Source organism: Roseomonas gilardii subsp. gilardii (genome assembly GCF_023078375.1).
Classification (GTDB): Bacteria; Pseudomonadota; Alphaproteobacteria; order Acetobacterales; family Acetobacteraceae; genus Roseomonas; species Roseomonas gilardii.
In genome coordinates this window covers 91,893-116,536 of sequence record NZ_CP095554.1, presented here as the reverse complement: position 1 = coordinate 116,536, position 24,644 = coordinate 91,893, and the positions used below count along the sequence as shown (strand labels likewise).

Annotated in this window: 19 protein-coding genes and 1 pseudogene; 8 read left to right on the top strand and 12 right to left on the bottom strand. The window is 72.1% G+C overall.

The window, feature by feature from the left end; translation table 11 throughout:
* Positions 1-100 precede the first annotated feature (100 nt).
* On the bottom strand, positions 101-322 hold the full coding sequence (locus MVG78_RS00590) for a DUF4170 domain-containing protein (RefSeq protein WP_247557166.1): 222 nt from the start codon (positions 320-322) through the stop codon (positions 101-103).
* A 236-nt stretch (positions 323-558) separates the two neighbouring features.
* Between MVG78_RS00590 and MVG78_RS00585 the strand changes: the two genes are divergently transcribed.
* The 3 genes from MVG78_RS00585 (at position 559) to MVG78_RS00575 (ending at position 3,369) form a co-directional block, all read left to right on the top strand.
* Entirely contained in the window at positions 559-1,059 is a 501-nt protein-coding gene (locus MVG78_RS00585; RefSeq protein WP_247557164.1) for an MOSC domain-containing protein, read from the top strand.
* 52 nt (positions 1,060-1,111) lie between these two features.
* The gene (locus tag MVG78_RS00580; protein ID WP_247557161.1) at positions 1,112-2,248 is read left to right on the top strand and encodes a DUF808 domain-containing protein; all 1,137 of its coding nucleotides are present in this window, start codon (positions 1,112-1,114) and stop codon (positions 2,246-2,248) included.
* A gap of 134 nt (positions 2,249-2,382) precedes the next feature.
* On the top strand, positions 2,383-3,369 hold the full coding sequence (locus tag MVG78_RS00575) for an ABC transporter substrate-binding protein (protein WP_247557158.1): 987 nt from the start codon (positions 2,383-2,385) through the stop codon (positions 3,367-3,369).
* 22 nt (positions 3,370-3,391) lie between these two features.
* Here the strand turns inward: MVG78_RS00575 and MVG78_RS00570 are convergent, their stop codons facing one another.
* Both MVG78_RS00570 and tcuC read right to left on the bottom strand, forming a co-directional pair.
* Positions 3,392-4,975, bottom strand: a complete 1,584-nt coding sequence (locus tag MVG78_RS00570) for an ABC transporter substrate-binding protein (RefSeq protein WP_247557155.1) — start codon at positions 4,973-4,975, stop codon at positions 3,392-3,394.
* Between the two features lie 252 nt (positions 4,976-5,227).
* Entirely contained in the window at positions 5,228-6,460 is a 1,233-nt protein-coding gene (tcuC, locus tag MVG78_RS00565; RefSeq protein WP_282615033.1) for an MFS transporter, read from the bottom strand.
* Between the two features lie 264 nt (positions 6,461-6,724).
* Between tcuC and MVG78_RS00560 the strand changes: the two genes are divergently transcribed.
* Positions 6,725-8,074 (top strand): putative DNA modification/repair radical SAM protein, encoded by a 1,350-nt coding sequence (locus MVG78_RS00560; protein ID WP_247557149.1) that lies wholly within the window; start codon positions 6,725-6,727, stop codon positions 8,072-8,074.
* Complete coding sequence (locus tag MVG78_RS00555; protein WP_247557146.1) at positions 8,067-9,644, top strand: UdgX family uracil-DNA binding protein; 1,578 nt, start codon at positions 8,067-8,069, stop codon at positions 9,642-9,644. Before MVG78_RS00560 ends, MVG78_RS00555 begins: the two co-directional genes overlap by 8 nt.
* 344 nt (positions 9,645-9,988) lie before the next feature.
* Here the strand turns inward: MVG78_RS00555 and MVG78_RS00550 are convergent, their stop codons facing one another.
* Both MVG78_RS00550 and MVG78_RS00545 read right to left on the bottom strand, forming a co-directional pair.
* Positions 9,989-10,813: an OmpA family protein gene (locus MVG78_RS00550; protein WP_247557145.1), complete on the bottom strand. Its 825-nt coding sequence runs from the start codon at positions 10,811-10,813 to the stop codon at positions 9,989-9,991.
* The gene (locus MVG78_RS00545) at positions 10,813-12,084 is read right to left on the bottom strand and encodes a cupin domain-containing protein (RefSeq protein ID WP_247557142.1); all 1,272 of its coding nucleotides are present in this window, start codon (positions 12,082-12,084) and stop codon (positions 10,813-10,815) included. Before MVG78_RS00545 ends, MVG78_RS00550 begins: the two co-directional genes overlap by 1 nt.
* A gap of 221 nt (positions 12,085-12,305) precedes the next feature.
* Between MVG78_RS00545 and MVG78_RS00540 the strand changes: the two genes are divergently transcribed.
* The 3 genes from MVG78_RS00540 to MVG78_RS00530 all read left to right on the top strand — a co-directional run bounded on the left by MVG78_RS00540 (position 12,306) and on the right by MVG78_RS00530 (position 19,132).
* The gene (locus MVG78_RS00540) at positions 12,306-17,045 is read left to right on the top strand and encodes an NAD-glutamate dehydrogenase (RefSeq protein WP_247557139.1); all 4,740 of its coding nucleotides are present in this window, start codon (positions 12,306-12,308) and stop codon (positions 17,043-17,045) included.
* A gap of 94 nt (positions 17,046-17,139) precedes the next feature.
* Positions 17,140-18,408, top strand: coding sequence for an MFS transporter (locus MVG78_RS00535; protein WP_247557136.1), 1,269 nt, complete (start codon positions 17,140-17,142; stop codon positions 18,406-18,408).
* Positions 18,409-18,547: 139 nt separating this feature from the next.
* Complete coding sequence (locus MVG78_RS00530) at positions 18,548-19,132, top strand: YjbF family lipoprotein (RefSeq protein WP_247557133.1); 585 nt, start codon at positions 18,548-18,550, stop codon at positions 19,130-19,132.
* Here MVG78_RS00530 and MVG78_RS00525 read toward each other — a convergent pair.
* From MVG78_RS00525 to MVG78_RS00495, 7 genes and pseudogenes are all read right to left on the bottom strand, one after another.
* Positions 19,113-20,171 carry a glycosyltransferase family 4 protein gene (locus MVG78_RS00525; RefSeq protein ID WP_247557131.1) on the bottom strand — a complete coding sequence of 353 codons (1,059 nt, stop codon included), beginning with the start codon at positions 20,169-20,171 and terminating at the stop codon, positions 19,113-19,115. The genes MVG78_RS00530 and MVG78_RS00525 overlap by 20 nt on opposite strands.
* 27 nt (positions 20,172-20,198) lie before the next feature.
* Entirely contained in the window at positions 20,199-20,954 is a 756-nt protein-coding gene (locus MVG78_RS00520) for an FkbM family methyltransferase (protein WP_247557128.1), read from the bottom strand.
* Positions 20,951-21,844, bottom strand: coding sequence for a VOC family protein (locus tag MVG78_RS00515; protein WP_247557110.1), 894 nt, complete (start codon positions 21,842-21,844; stop codon positions 20,951-20,953). The genes MVG78_RS00520 and MVG78_RS00515 overlap by 4 nt, the downstream gene beginning before the upstream one ends.
* Positions 21,841-22,497 carry a glutathione S-transferase gene (locus MVG78_RS00510; RefSeq protein ID WP_247557107.1) on the bottom strand — a complete coding sequence of 219 codons (657 nt, stop codon included), beginning with the start codon at positions 22,495-22,497 and terminating at the stop codon, positions 21,841-21,843. Before MVG78_RS00510 ends, MVG78_RS00515 begins: the two co-directional genes overlap by 4 nt.
* A 12-nt stretch (positions 22,498-22,509) precedes the next feature.
* Positions 22,510-23,534, bottom strand: a pseudogene (locus MVG78_RS00505) (NAD(P)/FAD-dependent oxidoreductase).
* A 256-nt stretch (positions 23,535-23,790) separates the two neighbouring features.
* Positions 23,791-23,952: a hypothetical protein gene (locus MVG78_RS00500; RefSeq protein ID WP_247557105.1), complete on the bottom strand. Its 162-nt coding sequence runs from the start codon at positions 23,950-23,952 to the stop codon at positions 23,791-23,793.
* A 414-nt stretch (positions 23,953-24,366) separates the two neighbouring features.
* The gene (locus MVG78_RS00495) at positions 24,367-24,573 is read right to left on the bottom strand and encodes a cold-shock protein (RefSeq protein WP_019460229.1); all 207 of its coding nucleotides are present in this window, start codon (positions 24,571-24,573) and stop codon (positions 24,367-24,369) included.
* Positions 24,574-24,644: the final 71 nt, after the last annotated feature.

Below are 24,644 nucleotides of genomic sequence, written 5' to 3'. Positions count from 1 at the left end.
CCCCAAACGAAGCCACCTACAGGTCCGTAACACCCTCTAGGTCCCTGGGCTGATGTCCCTGGGCTGATGTCCCTGGGCCGTGCCCCTGGAAACCGGCCGGTCAGGCCGCCAGGGCGGTGGCGCCAGGGCGGTCCACCGACAGGACGAAGAGGCGGTGCGCGGCGATGTCGATGTTCCGCCGGGCCTTCTCGTTCCAGATGCGCTCGGCCTGCTGGGCGTCGTGATAGGGGCCGTAGCACTCCTCGGTGCCGGGCTCGAGTTCCTGCCAGTTCGGATCGGTGAAGACGCCGCCCCAGACGAAGTAGAGCTTCCTGTCTGCCATGTTGAGCCTCCGGATTGTCGCGGTGCGGCATATCTAGGCTTCCGCACCGCCAAAGGGCAGACCCGATCATGGTCCCGGGACCATCGGATTGGCGAAATCAGCCATGTCCTGATCAGGATACCGTCAGAAAGCCCGACGGAATCCCGTGCCCTCTTGATCCCCGGCACCGCGGCGGCTTCAGCATCGGCCCCGATGCTGAACCCCGCCTCCCCCTGTCCCGCCTCTTCGACGCGCCGATGCGGACCGGCCGGGTGGAATGGATCGGCCTGCGCCCCGCCCGGCGTGCCCCGCCGCACCCGGTGCTGCTGGCAGGGATGGGGCCGGAGGAAGGGCTGGCGGGGGACCACTACCGCAACCGGCAGAGCCGGGCGCGACAGGTCACGCTGATCCAGGCGGAGCACCTGGCGGCGATCGCTGCCTTCCTGGGGCGGGAGCGGGTGGCGCCGGAGGAGCTGCGCCGGAACATCGTGACCTCCGGGATCAACCTGCTGGCGCTGAAGGGGCGGCGCTTCCGCCTCGGCACCGCGGTGCTGGAGATGACCGGGGAATGCCACCCCTGTTCCCGCATGGAGGAGGCGTTGGGCCCCGGCGGTTACAACGCCGTGCGCGGCCATGGCGGCATCACCGCGCGGGTGCTGCGGGCTGGAGAGGTGTCGCTGGGTGGAGCCATCCTGCGGCTGGATGGCGAAGCGGATCCCGGCGGCATGGGCGCATCCCCGGCGCTCCGGGTCGGTTAGGTGTTCCGGCGGCGGCGGCCGGAACGCCGCCGGATCGGCGAAAGGACCGGATGTGAGCACGGGATTGCTGGCGCTGCTGGACGACATCGCCGGGCTGGCCAAGATGTCGGCCGCCTCGCTGGACGATGTGTCCGCCCAGGCGGCGCGGGCCGGGGTCAAGGCGGCGGGGGTGGTGGTGGACGACGCGGCGGTGACGCCGCGCTACGTGACGGGCTTCGCGGCCTCCCGCGAGTTGCCGATCGTGTGGAAGATCGCCGTCGGCTCGGTGAAGAACAAGCTGCTCTATTTGCTGCCGCTCGCTTTGGTGTTGAGCGTCGTGGCGCCCTGGAGCATCGCCGTGCTGCTGATGCTGGGCGGTGCCTATCTCTGCTACGAGGGCGCCGAGAAGGTCTGGCACGCGATCCACCCGCCGTCCGGCGGAGAGGAACATGACGAGCCGGCCCCCGGACAGCCGTCGCCGGGACACCTGGTGCCCGGGGAACCGATGCCCGGCGGCGCGGCCGGGGCGAAGCGGCGCGAGGCTGCGCGCGTCCGCAGCGCGATCCAGACGGATTTCATCCTGTCCGCCGAGATCATGGCCCTGACCCTGGCCTCGCTGACCACGGATTCCGTGGTGGCGCAGGCGGTGATCCTGGCGGTGGTGGGGCTGGGGCTCACGGTGCTGGTCTATGGCGGCGTGGCGCTGATCGTGAGGGCGGATGATGTGGGCGTGGCGCTGGCGTCCAATCCGCGCCCGGTTTCCAGCCTGCTCGGGTTGCGGCGCCTGCCGGAGGCGCCGCAGCCCCTGGGCGCCGACCGTGCCCTGGCGCCGGTGACGCGGGCGGTCGGGCGGGGGCTGGTGCGGGGGATGCCGCCTTTCCTGCGACTTCTGGCCATCGTCGGCACCGCCGCCATGCTCTGGGTCGGCGGGGGCATCCTGCTGCATGGGATGGAGACATTCGGACTGGCCCTGCCGGAGCACTGGGTGGAGGCGGTGGCCGCCTGGGCCGCTGCCGCGGTGCCCGCCGTCACCGCGGCAGCGGCGTCCTGGCTGGTCACGGCCGTGCTGTCCGGCCTGCTGGGGCTGGTGGTGGGCTTCCTGCTGATCCCCTTCGTGGAGCATCTGGGCGGCCCGGCATGGGATTGGGTCCGTGGCCTTTTCGGCCGCAAGCGGCCGGCCGGAGCGGATCTGGGTGGCGGAACGGGCTGAGGGCGGGGCGCCAGGGCGGGCCGGAAAACCCTTTTCCGCTCCTGGCGCGCGGGAGCGGAATCTCCTCCTTTCCGTCCGAACTTTACCAGACTGGACTACTCGGGACGGGGACTTGGCCGGTCCAGAATGCAGCCATGACGACGCTCCCTGCTTCCCCGGCCTCGCGACGCTTGCGCCGCCGTTCCCTGATCGCCGCCGCCGGGCTGCTCGCCGCCCCGGCCCTGCTGGGCCTGCCCCGCGCCGCCAGGGCCGCGCCGGTGCTGCGGGTGGGCAACCAGAAGGGCGGGCTGCGCTCGCTGCTGGAGGCCTCCGGCGCGCTGGAGGGCGTGCCCTACGGGATCGAGTGGAGCGAGTTCCCCGCCGCCGCGCCGCTGCTGGAGGCGCTGTCCGCCGATGCGCTGGATGTCGGCTCCATGGGCGACCTCGCCTTCTTCTCGGTCTTCGCCTCCGGCGCGCCGCTCCAGGCCTATGCCGCCACCCGCGCCGATCCGCGCTCCCAGGCCATCCTGGTGCGCGGCGACGCGCCCTACCGGAGCCTCGCCGACCTGCGCGGCAAGCGGGTGGCGGGCAACCGGGGCGGCTGGGGGCAGTTCCTGGTGCGGGCGGCGCTGCAACGGGCCGGGCTGCCGGCGGATGCGGTGGAGCATGTCTTCCTCGGCCCCGCCGAGGCGGCGCTGGCCTTCCGTTCGGGCTCCGTGGATGCCTGGGCGATCTGGGAGCCCTATGTCTCCATCGAGGTGGCGCAGTTCGGCGCCCGGGTGCTGGAGGATGGCACGGGCCTCACCCCCACGGTCAGCTTCCTGGCGGCGCACCGCAACGCGCTGCGCGACCGGCGCGGCGAGCTGGCCGACCTGATGCGGCGGCAGCGCCGGGGCTGGGACTGGGCCACGGCGCATCTGCCGGACTACGCCGCTTATAACGCGAAGCTGATCCGCCTGCCGGAGAAGCCGGTGCAACTGGCCTTCGAGAAGCAGCGGACCCATGCCGTGCCGCTCGACGGCGCGCTGCTGGCGGAGTTGCAGGAGGCGGCCGACCGGGCGGTGGAGTTCGGCGTGCTGAAGCAGCGGATCGAGGTGGCGGCGGCGATCGACACGGGCTTCCCGCTCGACCCGGCGGGGTAGGGATGGAGCGTGCGAAGGGGCCTCAGCCCTTCCGCACGCCCCAGAACATGGTTCCGCTGGCCTGGACCACCCCGTCGAGATGGCTGCGCAGCGCCGAGGGCAGGTTGTAGGAGCCAACCGGGACGAAGGGCACTTCCTCCAGCGCGATGCGCTGCATCTCGCCGCAGATCCGCTTCTGCTCCGCGAGGTCGGGCGCGGCGAACCAGGCGTCGCGCAGGCCCTCCAGCCTCGGGCTGGTCGGCCAGCCGAACCAGCCGCCCTTGCCATTGCCGCGCAGCGGGAAGTGGCTGCCGGGATTGCTCAGGCTGAGCCCGGCCCAGGAGGTGCAGAAGGCGTTCCAGCCGCCCTCCGCGGCCGGCTTGTCGCTGGCCCGCCGCCCGACCAGCGTGCCCCAGTCCATGGTCTGGAAATCGACGTTGAGCCCGATCTGCCGGAACAGGCTCTGACCCACCTGGGCGATCGGCACCAGCGCCGCCTGGTCCGAGGCGGACAGGAAGACCACGCTTTCGCCCTTGTAGCCGCTCTCTGCCACCAGCTTCCGCGCCAGGGCGAGGTCGCGCTTTCCGGTCAGCACCTCCATCCCCGCATCGCTGGCCATCGGCGTGCCAGGAGTGAAGACGCCCGTCGGCACGGTCATCAGATCGGTCTGGTCGCCGACCACGGCGGTCATGAACTCCGCCTGGTCGATGGCCGGCATGATCGCGCGCAGCAGCCTGGGGTTGTCGAAGGGCGGCTGGGTGTGGTTCAGCGCGATCACACCCGGCGTGGGCAGGGAGGAGGTGGAGACCAGCTTCACCCCCGGCTGCCGGCGCAGCGTGGGCAGCAGGTCGAAGAGCGGGCTTTCCAGCCAGTCCACCTCGCCCTGCTGCAGGGCATTGGCGGCGGTGGCCGGGTCCGGAATGACGCGCCATTCGACCCGTGCGACATTCGCCACCTTGCCGCCCGCCCAGAAGGAGGGCGGCTCCGGCCGCGGCTGGTACTTCGTGAAACGCTCCCAGGCGGAGAAGGAGCCGGAGACGCGCTCGCCCGGCAGGTAGCGGAAGGGGCCGCTGCCGATGGCATCCGTGACCTGGGCGAAGGCATCCACCTTCGCCTGGCGCTCCGGCATGATCATGCAGATATCCGGCCCGCCCAGCGCGAAGGTCATCAGCGGAAAGGGCGATTTCAGGCGGATGCGGAAGCGCCGGTCGTCCAGCGCCGCGATCTCGTCGGCCAGGGCCAGGAGCTGCTGCCCGAAACCCTTGCGCCTGCCCCACCGGTTGATGGAGGCGACGCAGTCGATGGCGCGCACCGGCTCGTTGTCATGGAAGAGCAGCCCGTCCCGCAGCGTGAAGGTCCAGCTCAGCCCGTTCTCCGTGACCTCGTGGCCCGCCACCATCTGCGGCTGCGGCGTCAGCGACGCATCGATGCCGTAGAGCGTGTCATAGACCATCATGCCGTGGTTGAAGGCGACCGTCGCGGTGGTCCAGACCGGATCGAGGCTCGACAGGTCGGCCTGCGGCACGAAGCGGAGCGTACTGGCCGGCGTGGCCGCCAGGGAGGGCCGGGCGAGGCCGGCGCACGCCGCCAGGGCCGCACCGCCTGCGAGGAACTGTCTGCGCCGCATCGCTCAAGGTTTCCGCCCGATCGTCGAGCGCCTAGCTTGCTGCCTCGACCGGGTGGGAATCCAGCGGAATGGTGGCTGGGGCTTGCCTGGGTGGCGCCGTTGGCCGGCGCGATTGACGCCGGCTTGTGCAGGCTCGCGCCGCGACCTGGGCGTTCGCCTCGAAAGCGTGCCCAGGGTGCCGGCTGCGCTTCACCTCCGTCGTCGCGTTTTCCGGCAAGGGGAACGGGTCCCTGATTCGCCGGGAGCCTCCCGTCAGGGCACCAGCACGCCGGCTTCCCGTTCCGCCGCCATGGCGCGGCGATGCGACAGCAGCACCGCCACCAGCCCCAGCACCGCCGCGACGGAGAGCCAGAGGCCAGGGATGGCGCGGTTGCCGGTGACCTCGATCAGCCAGGTGCAGATCGCCGGGGTGAAGCCGCCGAAGGTGGCGGTGGCCAGCGAATAGGCGAGCGAGAAGCCCGAGGTGCGGACCTCCGCCGGCATGATCTCCGTCAGGTAGACCACCATGGCGCCGTTGTAGGAGCCGTAGAGGAAGGACAGCCAGAGCAGGGACAGCAGCAGCCGGTCGAAGGAGGGGGCGGCGACCAGCCAGGAGATGACCGGATAGGCCGTGGCGATGGCCAGCACGGTGCAGGCCACCAGCACAGGGAAGCGGCCCAGCCGGTCGGAGACGGCGCCGCCGATGGGCAGCCAGATCAGGTTGGAGACGCCGACGCAGAGGGTGACGACCAGCGCGTCGGTGGAGGCGAGGTGCAGCACCTCTCGTCCATAGGTCGGAGTATAGGCGGTGATCATGTAGAAGGACACGGTGGTCATCGTGACCATCATCATGCCCAGCAGCACCACCTGCCAGTTGGCGGCCACCGAGCGCAGGATCTCGCCCGCCGTGGGGCGGCGGTGGCGCGTCTGCTCCAGGAAGGCCTCGGTCTCCGGCAGGGAGCGCCGGATGTAGAAAAGGTAGGGCACGATCAGGCAGCCCACCAGCAGCGGCACGCGCCAGCCCCAGGCATCCATCTGCGCCGGGGACAGCAGGCTGGCCAGCGCCACGCCGAGCAGGGCGGCGAAGATCACCGCCACCTGCTGGCTGCCCGACTGCCAGGAGACGTAGAAGCCCTTGTTGCCGGGGGTCGCGATCTCCGAGAGGTAGACGGAGACGCCGCCCAGCTCCACGCCGGCGGAGAAGCCCTGCAGCAGCCGGCCGATCAGCACCAGCACAGGCGCCATCAGCCCGATCGTGGCATAGCTTGGCACCACGGCGATGGAGAGCGTGCCCACCGCCATCATCGCCAGCGTCAGCAGCAGCCCATTGCGGCGGCCATGGCGGTCGATATAGGCGCCCAGCACCAGCGCGCCGAGCGGACGCATCAGGAAGCCGACGCCGAAGGCCGCGAGCGAGGCCATCAGCGAGGCGAAGGGGTTCTGCGAGGGAAAGAAGGTCCGGCCGATGGCGGCGGCGTAGTAGCCGTAGACCGTGAAATCGTACATCTCCAGGAAGTTGCCGGAGGCAACCCGGAAGACGTTCTTGATCTGGTCTTTTCGGGAGGAGGGGGTGGGCAAGAGGGCATGCTCCCAGCAGGCAGTCTTCTGTCAGCTAGACCTCATGGCCATCCGGAAACATGGGCCGGAAGATTACGGAAAATTTGCCTGCTTCTATCCGTCAGGTCATTCCGGCTTCCGGCCGCCGGATTTTCGCCGCCGAAGCCCGCCGCGGCGCTTGCCGGCGCCGTTCGGAACATAATATGAACATTCATGCAGAGCCGCGCCATGGACCTCCGCCGGAAGCTGGAAATCCTCGCCGATGCGGCGAAATACGATGCTTCCTGCGCCTCCTCCGGTTCCGAGAAGCGGGACAGCCGCGACGGCGGCCTGGGCAGCACCGAGGGGATGGGCATCTGCCACGCCTATGCGCCGGACGGGCGCTGCATCTCTCTGCTGAAGGTGCTGCTGACCAACGCCTGCGTCTATGACTGCGCCTATTGCATCAACCGGGCTTCCTCGAACGTGCGGCGGGCGCGCTTCACGGTGGCGGAACTGGTCGGGCTGACCCTCGACTTCTACCGGCGGAACTATATCGAGGGGCTGTTCCTGTCCTCCGGCATCATCCGCTCGTCGGACTACACGATGGAGCAGATCCTCCGCGTGGCGCGCTCGCTGCGGGAGGATCACGGCTTCCGGGGCTATATCCATCTCAAGACCATCCCCGACGCCGATCCGGCGCTGGTGGCGCAGGCGGGTGCCTATGCCGACCGGCTGAGCATCAATGTCGAACTGCCCAGGGTGGAGAGCCTGGCGAAGCTGGCGCCGGAGAAGGACAGCGGCGCCATCAGGCGCGCCATGGGCGGCCTGCGGCTGCGCATCGAGGAGGCGGCGGAGGCCAGGCGGGAGCACGAGGCCGGGCGGGTCCGGGCCACGCCGCCGCGCTTCGCCCCGGCCGGGCAGAGCACACAGATGATCGTGGGGGCGGATGGCGCCGACGACCGGCAGATCCTGGGCACCACGGCGGTGCTCTACGGCTCCTACCGTTTGCGGCGGGTGTATTTCTCCGCCTATTCGCCCATTCCCGACGCGCCTGCCCTGCTGCCGCCCATGGCGCCGCCTCTGGTCCGGGAGCACCGGCTGTACCAGGCCGACTGGCTGATGCGCTTCTACGGCTTCGAGGCCGGGGAGATCGTGGCGCCCTCCGATGACGGCGGCGCCACGCCGGGAATGCTCGATCTCGACATCGATCCCAAGCTCGCCTGGGCGCTCCGCAACCGGCACCGCTTCCCGGTGGACCTGAACCGGGCAGGGCGGGAGATGCTGCTGCGCGTGCCGGGGCTGGGGGCGAAGACGGTGGAGCGCGTCATCGCCGCGCGGCGGCACCGGACGCTGCGGCTGGAGGATCTGGCGCGGCTGCACATTCCGCTGCGGAAAGTGGCGCCCTTCCTGATCGCCGCCGGGCACCATCCGCGCGCCGGGCTGCTCGACCGCGCCGACCTGCGCGCCCTGCTGTCCCCGGAGGGAGGGTTGGCCGCGTCCCTGCCCATGGCGCCGCCGGGGCGCCCCCGCCAGCTCTCGCTCTTCGCCGCCCTCCCTGGCCCAGGAGGCATGCATGCATAAGGCGCTCATGGAGAAGGCGCGCATGCATAGCGTCGCCCTGGAGGCACCCGACGACTTCGCCGGCTGGCGGGTGGCGGCGCGCGCGCTGGTGATCGCCGGCATCGCGCCGGAACATGTGTCCTGGTCCAGCCCCGCCGATCCACCCGCCCTGCTGGCCGGCCCACCGCCGCCGGAGGCACCGGAGGATGCCCCGGCGCCGCGCGTGCCACAGGCCTTTCCGGAACTGGCCGAACTGGTGATCCGCCACCGCGACCCGGGGCGCTTCGCCCTGCTGCACCGGCTGCTGCATCGCCTCCAGGAGGAGCGGGGGCTGCTGGAGGTGGCTTCCGACCCCGATGTGGCGCGCGCCGAGGCCATGGCCCGCGCCGTGCGGCGGGACGCGCACAAGATGCACGCCTTCGTTCGCTTCCGGGAGATGCGGGTCGCGGAAGGGGAGGGCGGTGCCCGCTTCGTCGCCTGGTTCGAACCGGGGCACCACATCCTCCGGGCCGAGGCGGGATTCTTCCGGCGGCGCTTCGCGGCGCTGCGCTGGAGCATCCTGACGCCCAGCGGTTCGGCGCACTGGGAGGGGCCAGAAAGTGGAGAGGTCTGTTTTGGCCCCGGTGCCCGCCGCGCCGACGCCCCGGCGGAGGATGCGGCGGAGGATCTGTGGCGGACCTATTTCGCTGCCATCTTCAACCCCGCCCGGCTGAAGACCGATGCGATGCTGGCCGAGATGCCCCGTCGCTACTGGCGCAACCTGCCCGAGGCTCGCGACATCCCGCGCCTGATCGCCGAGGCCCCGGCCCGGGTCGCCGCCATGGTGGAGCGCGGCGCCACCCCGCCCGCCCCGCGGCGGCAGCGGACAGCGCATCCCGTCTCCATACCGGGTGGCCATTCGGGCAGACTGCACCCGGCGGCGGTTTCGTGCGTTGGAATGCCAGCCATGCCCCATGCCGAGACCCGGGCGGACAGCGACGTCCCCGCCGCCCTCGCCGCGCTGAAGCGCGAGATCGAGACCCGCAACGACCTGCCGGGCTGGGCCGGGCAGGCGACGCAGCTCGTCTTCGGCGAGGGGCCGCCCGGCGCCATGCTGATGTTCGTGGGCGAGCAGCCGGGCGACGAGGAAGACCTCGCCGGGCGGCCTTTCGTCGGCCCGGCCGGACGGCTCTTCGGCAAGGCGATGGAGGAAGCGGGTGTTTCACGGGACGAGGCCTATGTCACCAACGCGGTGAAGCACTTCAAATTCACCCCGACCGGCAAGCGGCGCCTGCACCAGACGCCGGATGCCGGGGACATCACCTATTACCGGCCCTTCCTGGAGCGCGAGATCGCCCTGGTGGCGCCGCGCCTGCTGGTCACGCTCGGCGCCACGGCGCTGCGTGCTGTCACCGGCCGGGCCATGCCGGTGACCAAGGTGCGGGGCAATGTGCTCCGCGCGCCGGATGGGCGGCTCTTCTACCCGACCGTCCATCCCTCTTACCTGTTGCGCATCCCCGATTCCGCCATGAAGGCCCGCGAATACGACCGCTTCGTGGAGGATCTGGCCAAGGCCGCCGCCACCGCGCGCAGTCTGCCCGCCGCGGCCTGATCGGCTCTCCCTGGCGCTTCGCAGCGTGGCTGGCCGCCGGGGGAGAGGCGCTGCCTCTCGCCCCGGACCCCCACTCCGCCGGGGACCGAAGCCGGTCCCCGGACCCCGGGCTTTCGTTGGTGTCGGTGGCGCCGCCAGCCTGACGCCCGATCCGTGGAGCAGGTGGATCGGCGGGGCTCCCGAAAAGAAGAAAAACACCCTGTCCGCGCTGGTGTCAGCGAGCGCCCACGAACCGGGTCCAGGGACCGCAGGGTCCTGGCGGATAAGGGGGCTGGGGGAAAAGGCGGAGCCTTGTCCCCCGGGACAGCGTGACGCCGGACAGAACGGCCGGGCTGGAAGATGGCTCAGGGAGTCTGTTTTGGCGCTTCAGTGCTTCCAGGCTGATCGGGGTTTTTCTCGTCTGGCGGAGGTTTGACGCCTTCGCCCGGGGCCTCGGGTGGCGTGGAGGGTGCCGGGGTTGCCGGCTTCTCGTTATCCGGCGACCCCGTCTTCGGTTCGGCGGCGGACTTCGGCGCTTCCGGCTTGTCCGCCGGCGGCTTCTCTCCCTGCGGCTTCGCCGGTGCGGCGGCCGGCGGCGAGGCCGGGGTTTCCGGCGCGGAGGGTTGGGACACCGGAGGTTGGGAAGCTGGGGCCTGGGGCGCAGGCGGCTTGGAATCGGACGGCGGCGTGGCCGGGGTCTGGGGCTTTGCCGGGGGCTTCGGTGCCGGTTCGGGGGCGCGGGCCGGCAGCACCACGATGGTGACGTTGCGCTGGGTGCGGTTCTCGGTGCTGCGGCTGAAGCCGGCGACGCGCGCCTCGCTCCGCAGGCGGGCGGCGGGGATGCCGTATTGCGCCGTCAGCGCCTCCGCCACCGCCCGCGCGCGGCTGGCCGCGAGGCGGACATTGCTGGCCTGGCCGCCTTCGCGGTCGCTGTGGCCCAGCACGCAGACATCGCGGTCCGGTTCCGCCTTGATCAGCTGGGCGGCGGCGGCGAGGCCGCTGCGGGCCGCCTCCGTGACCTGGGCATTGCCGGAGCGGAAGGGGATGGCGAAGACATCATCCTCCAACTGCTCTGCCCCGACGCAACTGAAATCCCGGCGCGGGGCCTGGGCGGCGGTCTGGCTGGCGGCCAGGGCGAGGAGCGTGGGGGCGAGGAGGGCGGCCAGCAGGCCGGACAGCGGCGGGAGCATCACGAGGCCGCCTGGGCGAGCAGCCCGGCCCCGGCGAGGCGTCGCAGGAAGCCGGCGGCGTCCACGCCCGGATGCGCCCTGCTCAGTCCGGCCTCGTCAACCTCCCGCCGCGACAGGACCCAGCCGGCGGCCTCGGCCTCGGCGGGGGAAAGGGGCAGGGTGCCGGAACCGGTCTTCAGCAGCCATTCGCTGCCGCGCCGCACGGGCTTCGCGCCCTCCGCCACGACACGGAAGCCGCCTTCGCCGGTCTCGGCCGGGGCGGCGGCCTCTTCCTCCGGCGTGGCCAGCCCGCGGGTGGCGAGGAGGTTGTTGCCGCCGCGGTGGAAGCGGTGCTCCGCGACGAGGCGGCCCAGCATCTCCAGCACCCGGGGTTCGCGGCAATATTCCGACAGGCGCGTGCCGAGCTGTCCGGCGCGGGTGTTCAGGGCGAACTGCGTGGCGGGGGTGCCGTCCTGGCGTGGCAGGGGCTGGCGGAAGAGCGGGTCCTGGATGGCGCGCTCGAACAGCATCGACAGCAGGTCCAGCCCCAGCGGCGCATTGGCGCCATAGGCGACATGGACGGAGGTGTCGGCCTCGGTGATGGCGTCGTGGTACCAGCCGCGCGGCAGATAGAGCAGGTCGCCGGCCTTCAGCACCACCTTCTCGCGCAGCGGTCCCTTGGCCTGCTCGTGATGCGCCTGGCCCAGATTGCGGAAGGAGGGATGGCTGATCGGCCATTCCGCCCGGTTCGCCCAGATGTTCCAGACCTTCTCGCCCTCGACCTGCACGGCCCAGACGTCGTGCGTGTCGAAATGGGCGGGGAAGGCCTTGTGCTGGCGGAAGGAGATGTAGACGTTGGCCTGGGCCTTGCCGAGCTCCGCATCCTCCAGCGCGTCGCTGACCGAGGCGAGACCGGGGGTCAGGCTGTCCACGTCGTTCATGACGATCGAGGCCCCGCGCGCCACCCAGTCGCGCAGCTTGCGGGAATCGGGCTGCTGCACCGGCTGCCCGTCGCGGCCGGTGGCGCGGATGCAATAGGCCTCCGGCGGCACGGCCTGGGTGTCCATCATCACCCGCAGCGACTGGCTGGACCAGATATGGGTCATGTCCAGCAGCCGGTCGATCGCGCGCCAGGACAGGACGGAGGCGAATTTCGCCGCCCCGCCCGGGATGTGCAGGGGCTGCCGGTCATGGAACTCGGCGAAGAAGCGTTCCGGCGTGACCGGCGACAGCAGATCGGAGAGCGACAGGGCCATGGCGCGCAGCCTAGCCGAGGGCCGGGCGGCCGTCATCGCCACCCCCTCCGCCCTTTGCGCGCATCGCCGGCACCTGTGGCCCGGTTGCATCGAAGGGGCGGCTGCCACCGGCAGGGCGGCGCGCGGAAGCTTCACCGGTGCATGCCTTGCGTCCCTGGGACAGGGCGCCGATACCAGCGGGGACGCCAGGAACGACCCTGTGCAACCGGGCCGCAGCAAGCAGGCCGGAGCCGGGGCAGAACACGAGGACGAAGACCATGCCGCAGGACGTGAGCCCCGCCGGACGTGGAGTGCCAGGAGCAACCAGCCTGGAAACCAGCCCGGGAGCAGGTCCGGGGCCGGAGGGCGGCCCCGACCGGCTGCGGGAGGAGATCCTCGGCGCCGCCGGCGAGGCGGCGCGCCGGCTGGCGCCGGCCTTGCCGGAGGATCTGCCGGTGCTGCTGCGCCACCTCTTCGGGGCGCTGCCGACCGCCGAGCTGGCGGCCGAATCGCCCGAGGCGCTGGCCGCGGCGGCGATCTCGCTCTGGTCCCTGGCCTCCGAGCGGAAGCCCGCCGAGGCGAAGCTGCGGCTGCAGCCGCCGGGGCCCGGGCGTGGCGGCGCGCTGCTGGAGATCGTGACGGACGACATGCCCTTTCTGGTGGACAGCGCCATGGCGGCGCTGACCCTGTCGGGGCGCACGGTGCGCCGGCTGCTGCACCCGGTGATGACGGTGCGCCGCGACGCCGGGGGGCGGCTGCTGGGCTTCGATCCGCAGGGACCGGCCGAGAGCATGATGCGGATCGAGATCTCGCCCGCCCCGGCACGCCTGCTGGGCGAGGACGCCATCCCGTCGGAGGACTGGCCGGGGGTGGAGGCCGCGCTGCGGCGGACCCTGGCCGACCTGCGCCAGGCCGTGTCCGACTATCCCGCCATGCGGGCGCAGCTCCGCCGCGCGGCGCAGGACGTGGCGGGGGCGCCATCGGGGGCGGAGGTCAGCGATTTCCTGCGCTGGCTCGACGAGGACAATTTCGTGCTGCTCGGCCATCGGCGCCTGCGGCTGGAGGGGCCGGCCGGGGCTCCACCGGCACAGGCCGCGCGGGAGGATGAGGGGCTGGGGCTGCTGCGCGACCCCGCCCTGCCGGTCTTCGACGCCCTGCCTGCCCTGCCGGAGAGCGAGGCGGCGCCGGCCGTGATTCCCGCCCTGACCGTGGCCAAGGCGGGGACGCGCGCCCGTGTGCACCGGCCGGTGCATCTGGACCTGATCCTGACGCCGGTCGTGCTGGAGGGGCGGGTCGTGGCCGTCCACGGCTTCCTCGGCCTTTTCGCGGCGACGGCCTACAACCGCAACCCGCGCTCCATCCCCTGGCTGTCCTCCAAGGTGCAGCGGATCCTCGATGCCGCCGGCGCCATGCCGGAGAGCCATGACGAGCGGGCGCTGCGCTTCATCCTGGACACCTGGCCGCGTGACGAGCTGTTCCAGGCGAGCGAGGCCGAGATCCTGGCGGCGGCGCGGCGGGTGCTGGACCTGCAACTGCGGCCGCGCCCGGCGCTGATGCTGCGGCGCGATCCCTCGGGGCGCTCGGTGGCCGCCATCGCCTGGCTGCCGCGCGACACCTTCGACACGCGGCTGCGCGAGCGCGTGGGGCGGCTGCTGGCCGGGGCCTTCGATGGGCGGCTCGCCTCGGTCGGCGTGGCGCTGGGCGACGGGCCGCTGGCGCGGGTCCACTACATCATCGCCACCACGCCGGGCGCCGTGCCACGGGTGGACGACGCGGTGCTGGAGGCGGCCATGGCGCAGGTCGCACGCTCCTTCGCCGACCGGCTGGGCGACGCGCTGGCGCGCGACCGGGGAGAGGACGAGGCGGCGCGGCTGCTGGACCGCTGGGCCGAGGGCTTCCCGCCCGCCTATCGCGAGGAGACGCCGGCGGCGCAGGCGGTGGCCGACCTGCGGCTGGCGGAGGAGGCGATCGCGCGGGGGCGGCTCGCCACGCGGATCGAGCGCGCGCCGGGCGATGACGGGCGGCGGCTGACGCTGCGCCTGGTGAGTCCGGGCGGCCCGCTGCCGCTGGCCGATGCGCTGCCGCTGTTCGAGGCGCTGGACCTGCGGGCGCTGGAGGAGGTGCCGCACCGGCTGAGCCCGGCGGGCGGGCCGCCGGCGGTGCTGCATGTCTTCACGCTGGAGGCCGGCTGCGAGGCGCATCCGGAGCGGTTCCCGGCGCTGCTGGAGGCGCTGGATGCACTGCTGACCGGCCGGGCCGAGGCGGACGGGTTCAACCGGCTGGTGCTGCGCGCCGGGCTGGACTGGCGCGAAAGCTGGCTGCTGCGGGCGATGTTCCGCTGGCTCAAGCAGGTGGGCTTCGCCTTCAGCCAGGAGGCGGTGACGGGCGCTCTGGCGGCGCAGCCCGAGGCGGCGCGCCTGCTGGTGGACCTGTTCAACACCCGCTTCGATCCCGCCCGGCCGCGCGACGAGGCGGCCGAGGCGGCGCTGGTGCAGCGCTGGGACGCGCTGCTGGAGGCGAATGCGGACCCGGATGCGGACCGCATCTTCACCCGGCTGCGGCGCCTGCTGGATGCGGTGCTGCGCACCAACTACTTCCAGGGGCGCGACCGGCTGGTGCTCAAGATCGACAGTGCGGCGGCGGGCGAGATGCCGCTGCCGCGCCCCTGGCGCGAGATCTTCGTGCATGCCGCGACGATGGAGGGCTGCCACCTGCGCGCCGGCCCCGTGGCGCGCGGCGGCATCCGCTGGAGCGACCGGCGGGAGGATTTCCGCACCGAGATCCTGGGCCTGATGAAGGCGCAGCGGCTGAAGAACGTGGTGATCGTGCCGACCGGCGCGAAGGGCGGCTTCGTGCTGAAGGGCAGCGTGCCCACGGACCGCGAGGGATTCATGGCGGCGGGGCAGGCGGCCTATCGCCAACTCGTGCGCGGCATGCTCGACGTCACCGACAATTACGGCGCCGATGGCGGCGTGGTGGTGCCGGAGCGCGTGGTGCGGCGGGATGGCGACGACCCCTATATCGTCGCGGCGGCGGACAAGGGCACCGCCACCTTCTCCGACATCGCCAACGGCATCTCGGCGGAATACGGCTTCTGGCTGGGCGACGCCTTCGCCTCGGGCGGCTCGCAGGGCTATGACCACAAGGCGATGGGCATCACCGCCAAGGGCGCCTGGGTGATGATCGCGCGGCATTTCCGCGAGATGGGGCACGACATCCAGGCCGAGCCCTTCACCGTGGCGGGCGTCGGCGACATGAGCGGCGACGTCTTCGGCAACGGGCTGCTGGTGTCGCGCAAGACGCGGCTGGTGGCGGCCTTCGACCACCGGCATATCTTCCTCGACCCGGACCCCGATCCCGAAGCGTCCTACAACGAGCGCGAGCGGCTCTTCCGCCTGCCGCGCTCCTCCTGGGCGGATTACGAGGCGCGGCGGATCAGCGAGGGCGGCGGCGTCTTCCCGCGCAACGCCAAGTTCCTGCCGCTGAGCCCGCAGGCGCAGGCGCTGCTGGGCATCGCGAAGGACCGCGCCGAGCCGGCCGAGGTGATGAAGGCGATCCTGACGCTGGACGTGGACCTGCTCTATTTCGGCGGCATCGGCACCTATGTGAAAGGCTCCGGCGAGAGCCAGGCCGAGGCGGGCGACCGTGCCAACGACGCGCTGCGCGTCAATGGCGGCCGGTTGCGCGCCCGGGTGCTGGGCGAGGGCGCCAATCTCGGCATCACCCAGGCGGGGCGGATCGAGGCGGCTCGAGCCGGGGTGCGGCTGAACACCGATGCGCTCGACAACTCCGCCGGCGTCAGCACCTCGGACCACGAGGTGAACATCAAGATCCTGCTGGCCGATGCGACCCGCTCCGGCGCGCTGACCATGCAGGGGCGCGACGCGCTGCTGGCGGAGATGACCGACGAGCTGGCGGGGCAGGTGCTGGCCGACAATGTCGAGCAGTCGCTGGCCGTCAGCCTGGAGGAAGCGGCGGGCGCCGAGGCGCTGCCGGCACATGCGCTGCTGATGACCCGGCTGGAATCCGCCGGGCTGCTGGACCGCGCCGTGGCGGGCCTGCCGGATGCGGCGGCGATGGCGGCGCGGATCTCCGCCGGGGACGCCCTGACGCGGCCGGAAATCGCGGCGCTGCTGCCGGTGGCCAAGCTCTGGCTGACGGATGCCATCGAGGCCAGCGACCTGCCGGACGACCCGGCGCTGCTGCCATTGCTGGTGGACTACTTCCCGACGCCGCTGCGGCGCCGCTTCTCCGCCGAGGCGCAGCGGCACCGGCTGCGGCGCGAACTGATCGCGACGGTGCTGGGCAACCTCGTCGCCAACCGGATCGGCCCGGCGGGGCTGGCGCGGCTGACGGCGGAATCCGACCCGGCCACCGTGGCCAGGGCGGCCTGGCTGGCGGGCGCGCTGTTCCGCATCGACGCGGCGGCCGATGCGATCGACCGTTCCGCCGCGCCCTGGCCGCGGCGGCGCGACGCACTGCTGGCGCTGCGGACCCTGCAGGAGACGGCGGCGCGCGGGCTGCTGACCGGGCGGGAGATGCGCCGGCCGCTGGACGAGGCGCTGGACGGGCTGCTGCCCGGCACGGCGGCGCTGGTGGCGGCGGTGCCGGTGGGGGAGGTGGACCCGATGCTGCCGCCCGAACCCGCGCGGCTGGCGGCGGCTGCTCCGGCCCTCTTGCCGGCGCTGGGCGTGCTGCGGCTGGCCGCCGCCGCCGGGGCCGCGCCGGGCGAGGCCGCCCAGGCCTGGGCCGAGGCGGGGCGGCGCATGGGGCTGGATGCGCTGCGCGGTGCCGCCCAGTCGGCCCCGGCGGGCGGGAGCTTCGGCGCCCGCGCCCGGGCGGCGCTGCTGGATGAGCTGGACGGGCTGCAGGCGCGCTTCGCCCGGGTGCTGCTGGAAGGGCGCGATCCGGCGGCGGGCGCGGAGGCGGCGCTGGCCACGGCGCGCGAGGCGGCCTCGGTGCCGGACCTGGCGGCCGTGACCGTGGCGCTGCGCGTGCTGGCGCGCCTGCCTGGATAAGGGAATGCCAGGATAAGAGAAGGTTGGGGTGGGGGAGATGACGTTCCCCGCCCCGGGGCCGTGCCGCCGGGGGGCGGCAGAAAGGGGGAGTGGATTGGACCGCAGAGCCTTCGCCTGGGCGCTCTACGACTGGGCGAACAGCGCCTTTCCCACCATGGTCTCCACCTTCGTCATCGCCGCCTATTTCACCCAGGCCGTGGCGCCCGACCCGGCGCGGGGGCAGGCCATGTGGGGATGGATGCAGAGCTCGGCGGCGATGGCGATCGCGCTGCTTTCGCCCATCCTGGGCGCGGTGGCGGATGCCGGAGGGCGGAGGCGGCTGCTGCTCGGCCTCTGCACCCTGGCCGCGGCCACGCTGACGGCGCTGGTCTGGTTCGCCCGGCCCGATCCGTCCTGGACGCTGTGGCTGCTCGCCTGTGTCGGGGGCGCGACCGTGGCCTTCGAGGTCGGCACCGTCTTCTACAACGCCATGCTGCCGCAGGTGGCGCCGCCCGGGCGGATCGGGCGGGTCTCGGGGCTCGCCTGGGGGCTGGGCTATGCCGGCGGGCTGGCCTGCCTCGCTTTGGCGCTGGTGCTGCTGATCCGGCCCGACCCACCGCTCTTCGGGCTGGACAAGGCGAGTGCCGAGCCGGTGCGGGCGGCGGCGCTGCTGACGGCGGCCTGGCTGCTGGGCTTCGGCTGGCCGGTGCTGCTCGCCGTGCCGGACCCTGTGCCCGGCCCCGGGCAGGTGCGGCCGGGCTGGGCGGCGGCGGCGCGGGGCGGGCTGGAGGAGCTGGTTTCCGTGCTGCGCCGCCTGCCGCGGCGGCGGGAGCTATGGCGCTTCCTGCTGGCCAACATGCTCTACACGGACGGGCTGAACACGCTCTTCGCCTTCGGCGCGATCTTCGCCGCCGGGGTGCATGGCATGGCGATCCAGGAGATCCTGCTCTTCGGCATCGCGCTCAACGTCACGGCGGGGATCGGCGCGGCGGCGGGTGGGCTGCTCGACGACCGGCTGGGCTCGAAGCGAACGGTGCTGTTCTCGCTGCTCGCGCTGTTGCTGCTGAGCGCGGCGCTGGTCGTGGTGGCCTCGAAGACGGTCTTCTGGGGCCTGGCGCTGCTGCTGGGCCTGTTCTTCGGCCCGGTCCAGGCGTCTTCCCGCACCCTGCTGGCGCGGCTGGCGCCGCCGGGGGAGATGGCGGCGCATTTCGGCCTCTTCGCCCTGTCGGGGCGCATCACCGGCTTCCTCGGCCCCGCCGTCCTGGCGGCGGTGACGGCGGCCAGCGGCAGCCAGCGCCTGGGCATGGCGACGATCGGGATCTTCCTGGCGGCGGGGGCACTGGTGCTGCTGACGGTGCGGGCGCCACGTCGCACCGGGTGGTGAAGGCCAGCCGCCTCCGGATGGGGCGCCGATGGCGTTCTGGAACATCTCCACGTGGCCGCTTTAACAACTTATGGTGGCGGATATGCGATTCTTCCTCGCGTTGTTGCCCCTGTTCCTCGCTGCCTGCGGCGAAGGGGTCATGGCCGACCTCATGCGCCCCGTCCTGGGCGATCCCGCAAGCGAATCCGCCGGGCAGCCCTTGCCGCGCAGCCGGCTCCGGACGGAGGAGGCGGGGATGCCGGCGGAGCCGGCCCTTTCGGTGCGCTACGGCACGCGCCGGGTGGTGGCGGCGATGATCGAGGAGAATGGCGAGCGGCGGTTGTGGCGCAGCCCGGACGGGCTGGTGGTGGCGACGGACGGGGCCCGCGTGGTGGCCACGGCGGGGGTGCGGCCCTATCTGGCCGGGACGCGGCTGGATGGGGCGGACCCGCTGGAGGACCCGACGGCGCTGCTGGAACGGCCCGCCTCGCTGCGCCGCTGGGTGGACCTGATGCAGCCGGACCGTTCGCCCGACCACATGCGCTTCGGCCTGGGCCTGGAATGCCGGCTGCGGGCGGCGCGGAACGAGGAGGGGCTGCTGGTGGAGGAGCGCTGCGGTGGCGGCGTCTCCTTCACCAACCGCTACTGGGCCGTGCCGGAGACCGGGGCGATCTGGCGCTCTGAACAGTGGGTCGGCGGTGAGCGCCCGATGGTGATCGAGGTCCTCATCCCGCCCGCCAGCTGAGCCCCGCCCGCCGGACCAGCCGCGCCACCAGCAGGAGCCAGGCGATCTGCACCAGCAGCGCCGGCAGCAGGACCAGCGGCTTGGCCCAGGGCGCGAGGGACAGGAAGACCAGCGCGAGCAGCCCGTGGAAGGTGGCGAAGCCCCAGTGGGCGGCGGCGATCTGGGCGGTCGGCATGCCGGCGCGCTGGGCCATCTGGTACAGGTGGGTGCGGTGCGCCTGGGCCACGCGCTCCCCCATCGCCATGCGGCGCAGCAGGGTGAAGCCGCTGTCGAAGAGCAGGGCGAAGAGCAGCAGCGGCACGATCAGGAAGGAGACCTGGGTGTACTCGAAGCGGGCGGCGGCCACGGCCAGCACCGCCATCATGAAGCCCAGGAACTGCGAGCCGACATCGCCCATGAAGATGCGCGCCGGGGTGAGGTTGAAAGGCAGGAAGCCCAGCAGCCCGGCGGCGAGGAAGAGCGCGGCGGCATAGACGAACCAGCCACCCAGCAGCGCCGCGATGCCGCAGAGGGCGATGGAGGCGATGAGGAGCGAGCCGCCGACCAGCCCGTCCAGCCCGTCCATGAAGTTCACCGCGTTGGTGCAGGCGAGGATCCAGAACAGCGTCAGCACCGGGCCGAGGGGACCCAGCTCGGTCAGGCCGATCTCCGGCAGGGCGACGCGGGTGATGACGAGGCCGCTGCCCATCGCCACCAGCGCCGCCGCGCCCTGGGCGGCGAGCTTGAGCGAGAAGCGGAAGTTCACGATGTCGTCGGCCAGCGAGACGGCGGCAATGGCAACGGCGGCCAGGATCACGCCGATGAACTGCGGCTCGGCGATACGGGCGTATTGCGCACCGGAATAGAGCACGACCATGCCCGCGACGAAGGCCGCCACCACGCCCACGCCGCCGCCGCGGGGCGTCGGCACCACATGGGCGGAGCGGGCATTGGGACGGTCCAGGATGGGGAAGGCGATCATCGCCCGCACCAGCGCGGCCGAGAGGAGGGCGAGCATCGCGGCGAAGCCGAGATGCTGGAGGAAGGCTTGGAACTGCATCAGGGCCGATGGGTCAGGAAGAGGAGGTCAGGCGCCAGGGATCAGGCGCTCGGGGTCGAGGCTGGCATAGATGTCGCCGCTGTTGGCCACCTGCGGCAGGGCGGCGAGCCATTCGGCCGTCTCCGCCGCGCCGCGAGGCCGGGGGAAGAGGAAGCGGGCATCCTCCCCGAGGCAGGCGTTGAAGCGGTAGGGGCCGAGGCCCGCCAGCCGGTCGAGGCAGCGGCGCGCGACATCGCGCTGGATGGTGGTGAACTCGAAGCTCAGAGCGCGCAGCGGGCGGCTCAGCCCGGCCAGGGCTTCGGCCTCGTAGCCCTCGACATCCAGCTTGGCGAAATGCGGCGGCCCGTGCCGGGCGATCAGCGTGTCGAGCGTGGTGACGGGGCGGCGGAGCGTGCCGTCCCAGCGCTGCTCCGCCCAGCCCTGGGCATCCCGGGCGGCGGCCACGAAATCGGCGGAGGCGGTGGCCACGGTGGGGTTGGCACTGTTCAGGCGCAGCTCGGCCTCGCCCTCCGCCGCGCCGACCAGGGCGGCGAGGATGGTGACGCCGGGATCGCCACGGAAGATCAGGCGCAGCAGCCGGGCGAGGCGGGGCTGAGGCTCCACGGCCAGGGCGCGGGCGCCGAGGCGGCGGAAGCTCGCCGTGCGGTCGCCGACATGGGCGCCGAGATCGAAGCCCAACTCGCCGGGGCCAAGGAAGCGGCGCAGATGCGCGTCCAGCGCCTCCGCCCGCCCGGGAGCGTAATAGGTCCGCAGCGAGCGGCCGATCGCGGCGGCCTGGTTCATCCGTGGCTGTCCGCGGCACGGAACACCACGGCGACGCCGCCGGCGGCCTCCGGCGGAACGGTGAGGCCGAGCGGGGTTTCCGTGGCGATGCCGGCCAGCAGGCGCCGGGCGGCGGCATTCCCGTCGCCGGTCAGCACGGTGATGGCGGCGTGGAAGGGCAGGGCAGGCGGTTCGACGCCCGGCAGCAGGGCATCCAGGGATTCCGCCGGCAGGATGCGGACCCGCGTCTCGTCCAGTGGCAGGACATAGCCGCCCGCCGGGTCCGGCTCCAGCGGCTGGCCGGCGAGGCGGGACAGGCGCGCGGCGCTTTCGGCGGGCCGCTCCGCGACCAGGATGCTTTCGGCCAGGGCCACGGCATGGTTGGGGTGGTCGAGCCAGCGCGCCTGCCAGAGCAGCTCCGGCGTCAGGTGCTCGATGAGCTGGACGCGGCCTTCCGGCGCGTCGGGCAGCGGCACGCGGGCAAAGCGGGCGCGGGGGCCCTCCGGATCGTCCACTGGGCGTTCCAGCATCGCCACGTCACGGATGTCGATCCCGGCGCGGCGCAGGCGCGGCAGGTTGGCCTCCGCATCCTCGGTGGCGAGCGCCAGGATGTGCATGCCCGTGTAGCGGTCGAGGAAGCGGCCCAGCCCGTTATCCGGCCAGGCGGGGTCGAGGATCGCCAGGAGTTCCAGATAGCCCCGGCGCAGCATGGCGCAGCGGTTGCCGGTGGCCAGCGGCTCCGCCGGGCCGCCGGGCTGGCGCGGGGCGGACTGGCGGGCGATGGGGGTCAGGGCGAAGCCCAGCCGCTCCCACTGCGCCCAGAGGGCGGGGCCGTCGCGGGTGCAGACGCCGATATGGTCGAGATCCGAGGCGGTGCCGTTGCCTTCCTCGCCGGCGGCGGGGCCGGTCAAGCCAGGTTCTCGTATTTCGGCAGAAGCCATTCCTTCGGCTCGGCGGCGGCCTCGGCATACCAGCGCTCGATCAGCGGGTGGCGGCGCACGGCCTCCAGATAGGCGAGGGAGCGGGGCGAGAGTTCCGGCCTGTAGGTCAGGAAGCGGGCGACCACGGGGGCATACATCGCATCCGCCGCGCCGAAACCCGCGCCGAAGAGGAAGGGGCCGCCATGGGCGGCGAGGCATTCCGCCCAGACCGCCTCGATGCGGGCGATGTCCGCCAGACTTTCCGGGTTGCGGCCCAGGCCGGCATAGTCGCGGCCCAGGTTCATCGGCATGGCGATGCGCATGGCCCGGAAGCCGGCATGCATCTCCGCCGCCACGGAGCGGGCCTGGGCGCGCGCCGCGCGGTCCGCGGGCCAGAGCGCGGGATTCTGCTCGGCGCAGTATTCCAGGATGGCGAGGCTCTCCCAGGCGCGTGCGCCGCGATGTTCCAGATAGGGAACGAGACCGGCCGGGGTGGCCTGCTTGATGGCCTCCGTGCCACCGCCGCCCGCGAGGGGAATCACCACCTCCTCCACCTCCAGCCCGGCGAGATGCACGCCGAGCCAGCCGCGCAGGCTCCAGGAGGAATAGCGCTTGGTGCCGATGACGAGGCGGCCTTCGGACATAGGACTGCTCCCTTATTCCGCCGGGACGGCGGCAACGCCCTTGCTGGTGGAGTATTCGAAGTGCAGCGCCTCGCCAGGGAAGACGCGGCCATGGGCGGCATGGGCGGCCACGGCGGCCTCGGCGAAGCCCTGCAGGATCAGCTTGAGCTTGCCGGGATAAGTGGCGATGTCGCCGATGGCATGGACGCCGGGGATGCTGGTCTCCATCGTCGCCGGGTTCACCGTGACATGGGTCTTGTCCAGCCCCAGACCCCATTCGGCGATGGGGCCGAGCTCCATGGCCAGGCCGAAGAAGGCCAGCAGATGGTCGGCCTCCACGTCCCGCTCCTCCCCCTTCAGGGTCGAGAGGGTGACATGGGTGAGCTTCGTGCCATCGCCTTTCAGCCCGTGGAGCTGGTAGGGGATGGCCATCTCGATCTCGCCCCGCGCGGCGGCCTCCTCCATCTGGGAGACGCTTTCCGGCGCGGCGCGGAATTTGGGGCGGCGGTGGACGACGATGACCTTGGCGGCCACCTGCTTCAGCGACAGGGTCCAGTCCACGGCGGAGTCGCCGCCGCCGGCGATCACCACGCGCTTGCCGCGGAAATCCTCGCGCCGGGCGACGAAGTGCGGACGGCGCCGCCCGCCTCATAGCCCGCCAGCCCGGGAAGGGGCGGGCGGTTGGGGCCGAAGGCGCCGGCCCCGGCGGCCAGGATCACCGCCTTGGCCACCACCGTGTCGCCCGCGCTGGTGCCGAGGACGAGGTTGTCGCCCTCCCGCGCCAGGCGCTCCACCCGGCGGCCGAGGAGATAGGTGGGGGTGAAGGGGCGCGCCTGTTCCTCTAGCCGGTCGATCAGCTCGCCGGCCGGGATGCGCGGAAAGGCAGGGATGTCGAAGATCGGCTTCTCGGGGTAGAGCGCCGTGCACTGGCCGCCGATGGCATCCAGTGTGTCGATCACCGTGCAGCGCATCTTCAGCATGCCGCATTCGAACACGGCGAACAGGCCGGCAGGGCCTGCCCCGATGACGGCGACGTCGGTTTCGATGCGCGCGGTCATCCCTGTCTCCCCAATTCCCATCGCTGCGGGCAAGTCCGGGGCTGGGTGATACAGGCAAGCGCGCCGCGGTCGCCACCTGCCAGCCTGGGGCGGAAATAAGCCTCCACACGGGGCCGGACCGGGGGAATATGAGGGGGAGGGAAAGGCCGGGGCGGGGCGTGCGGCCCGCCGGGCAGGCCCGGATCGCGGACAGGTACCGGTTAAGGGAAGAGCCGGCAGGGGAGGATCCGGGGCAAGAGGGGAAACCCGCTGCGGGTCAGCCCATGATCTCTTGCACGATGCGGCGGATTTCCTCGCTGCTCAGGCCGGAGGATTCCGGGCGCGGGGGCAGGGAGGGGGTGGAAGCCAGGACCGCCGGGAAAGGCAGGCTGGCGATGACGGCCGGATGGCCGGAATGGGTACTGGAAATCTTGTTCATGGTATTCCTTTTGCCGCGGCCTCCGGGACTGGAGCCGTTCGGTGCCGATGTAAGATAACGTGGAGAATGGCCCGAAGTCGGTGACTTCATGATGAAGATCGCCATCCGTCATCGCGGGCGAAGCCAGCGTGGTGGGGGCGATCGATCAGGCGGCCTTCGCCTGGAAGAGGATCACCGGAACGATGTCGGTGGCGGGGACATGGACCGCGGGGCGCCCGTGAAGGGGCCTAATGCCCTGTGCGATCGTCGCGTGACAGCGGTCACGGAAGTTCAGGCCACGGCAGCTTGCCGTTCCAGTGTTGCGGAGGGAGGTTGGAACCACCCTCTGCCGTCGCGGCCATCATCCCCGCGGCCGGCATGGCCGGCGGATGCGGGGAGTGGCCGACGGGGCCTTGCGGCCCCGGTCACGCCTGTTCAGGCGCGCTTCAGGTTGCCGGCCGAGACCTTGCCCTGATTGCCGCGCTGCATCTCGAACTCGAGCTTGTCGCCCTCGTTCAGGTTGCCGATTCCAGAGCGCTCAACGTCGGAGATGTGGACGAACACATCCTTGGAGCCATCATCCGGCTGGATGAAGCCATAGCCCTTGGTTGCGTTGAACCACTTAACAGTGCCGGTTGCCATGGTGTTTTCCGATCCTTGGCAGAAATCCCCGCCGTGCAGACATGCACGGCGAACCAAGCCTTTGGAAAGGA

What these genes read in the sequence shown, in the direction of transcription:
- MVG78_RS00575 (WP_247557158.1), top strand. Translation starts at nt 2,383, where the DNA reads ATGACGACGCTCCCTGCTTCCCCGGCCTCGCGACGCTTGCGCCGCCGT.
- MVG78_RS00495 (WP_019460229.1), bottom strand. Translation starts at nt 24,573, where the DNA reads ATGGCAACCGGCACTGTTAAGTGGTTCAACGCAACCAAGGGCTATGGC.
- tcuC (WP_282615033.1), bottom strand. Translation starts at nt 6,460, where the DNA reads ATGTACGATTTCACGGTCTACGGCTACTACGCCGCCGCCATCGGCCGG.
- MVG78_RS00545 (WP_247557142.1), bottom strand. Translation starts at nt 12,084, where the DNA reads ATGACGGCCGCCCGGCCCTCGGCTAGGCTGCGCGCCATGGCCCTGTCG.
- MVG78_RS00550 (WP_247557145.1), bottom strand. Translation starts at nt 10,813, where the DNA reads ATGCTCCCGCCGCTGTCCGGCCTGCTGGCCGCCCTCCTCGCCCCCACG.
- MVG78_RS00540 (WP_247557139.1), top strand. Translation starts at nt 12,306, where the DNA reads ATGCCGCAGGACGTGAGCCCCGCCGGACGTGGAGTGCCAGGAGCAACC.
- MVG78_RS00510 (WP_247557107.1), bottom strand. Translation starts at nt 22,497, where the DNA reads ATGTCCGAAGGCCGCCTCGTCATCGGCACCAAGCGCTATTCCTCCTGG.
- MVG78_RS00555 (WP_247557146.1), top strand. Translation starts at nt 8,067, where the DNA reads ATGCATAAGGCGCTCATGGAGAAGGCGCGCATGCATAGCGTCGCCCTG.
- MVG78_RS00530 (WP_247557133.1), top strand. Translation starts at nt 18,548, where the DNA reads ATGGCCGACCTCATGCGCCCCGTCCTGGGCGATCCCGCAAGCGAATCC.
- MVG78_RS00570 (WP_247557155.1), bottom strand. Translation starts at nt 4,975, where the DNA reads ATGCGGCGCAGACAGTTCCTCGCAGGCGGTGCGGCCCTGGCGGCGTGC.
- MVG78_RS00520 (WP_247557128.1), bottom strand. Translation starts at nt 20,954, where the DNA reads ATGAACCAGGCCGCCGCGATCGGCCGCTCGCTGCGGACCTATTACGCT.
- MVG78_RS00560 (WP_247557149.1), top strand. Translation starts at nt 6,725, where the DNA reads ATGCAGAGCCGCGCCATGGACCTCCGCCGGAAGCTGGAAATCCTCGCC.
- MVG78_RS00525 (WP_247557131.1), bottom strand. Translation starts at nt 20,171, where the DNA reads ATGCAGTTCCAAGCCTTCCTCCAGCATCTCGGCTTCGCCGCGATGCTC.
- MVG78_RS00590 (WP_247557166.1), bottom strand. Translation starts at nt 322, where the DNA reads ATGGCAGACAGGAAGCTCTACTTCGTCTGGGGCGGCGTCTTCACCGAT.
- MVG78_RS00500 (WP_247557105.1), bottom strand. Translation starts at nt 23,952, where the DNA reads ATGAACAAGATTTCCAGTACCCATTCCGGCCATCCGGCCGTCATCGCC.
- MVG78_RS00585 (WP_247557164.1), top strand. Translation starts at nt 559, where the DNA reads ATGCGGACCGGCCGGGTGGAATGGATCGGCCTGCGCCCCGCCCGGCGT.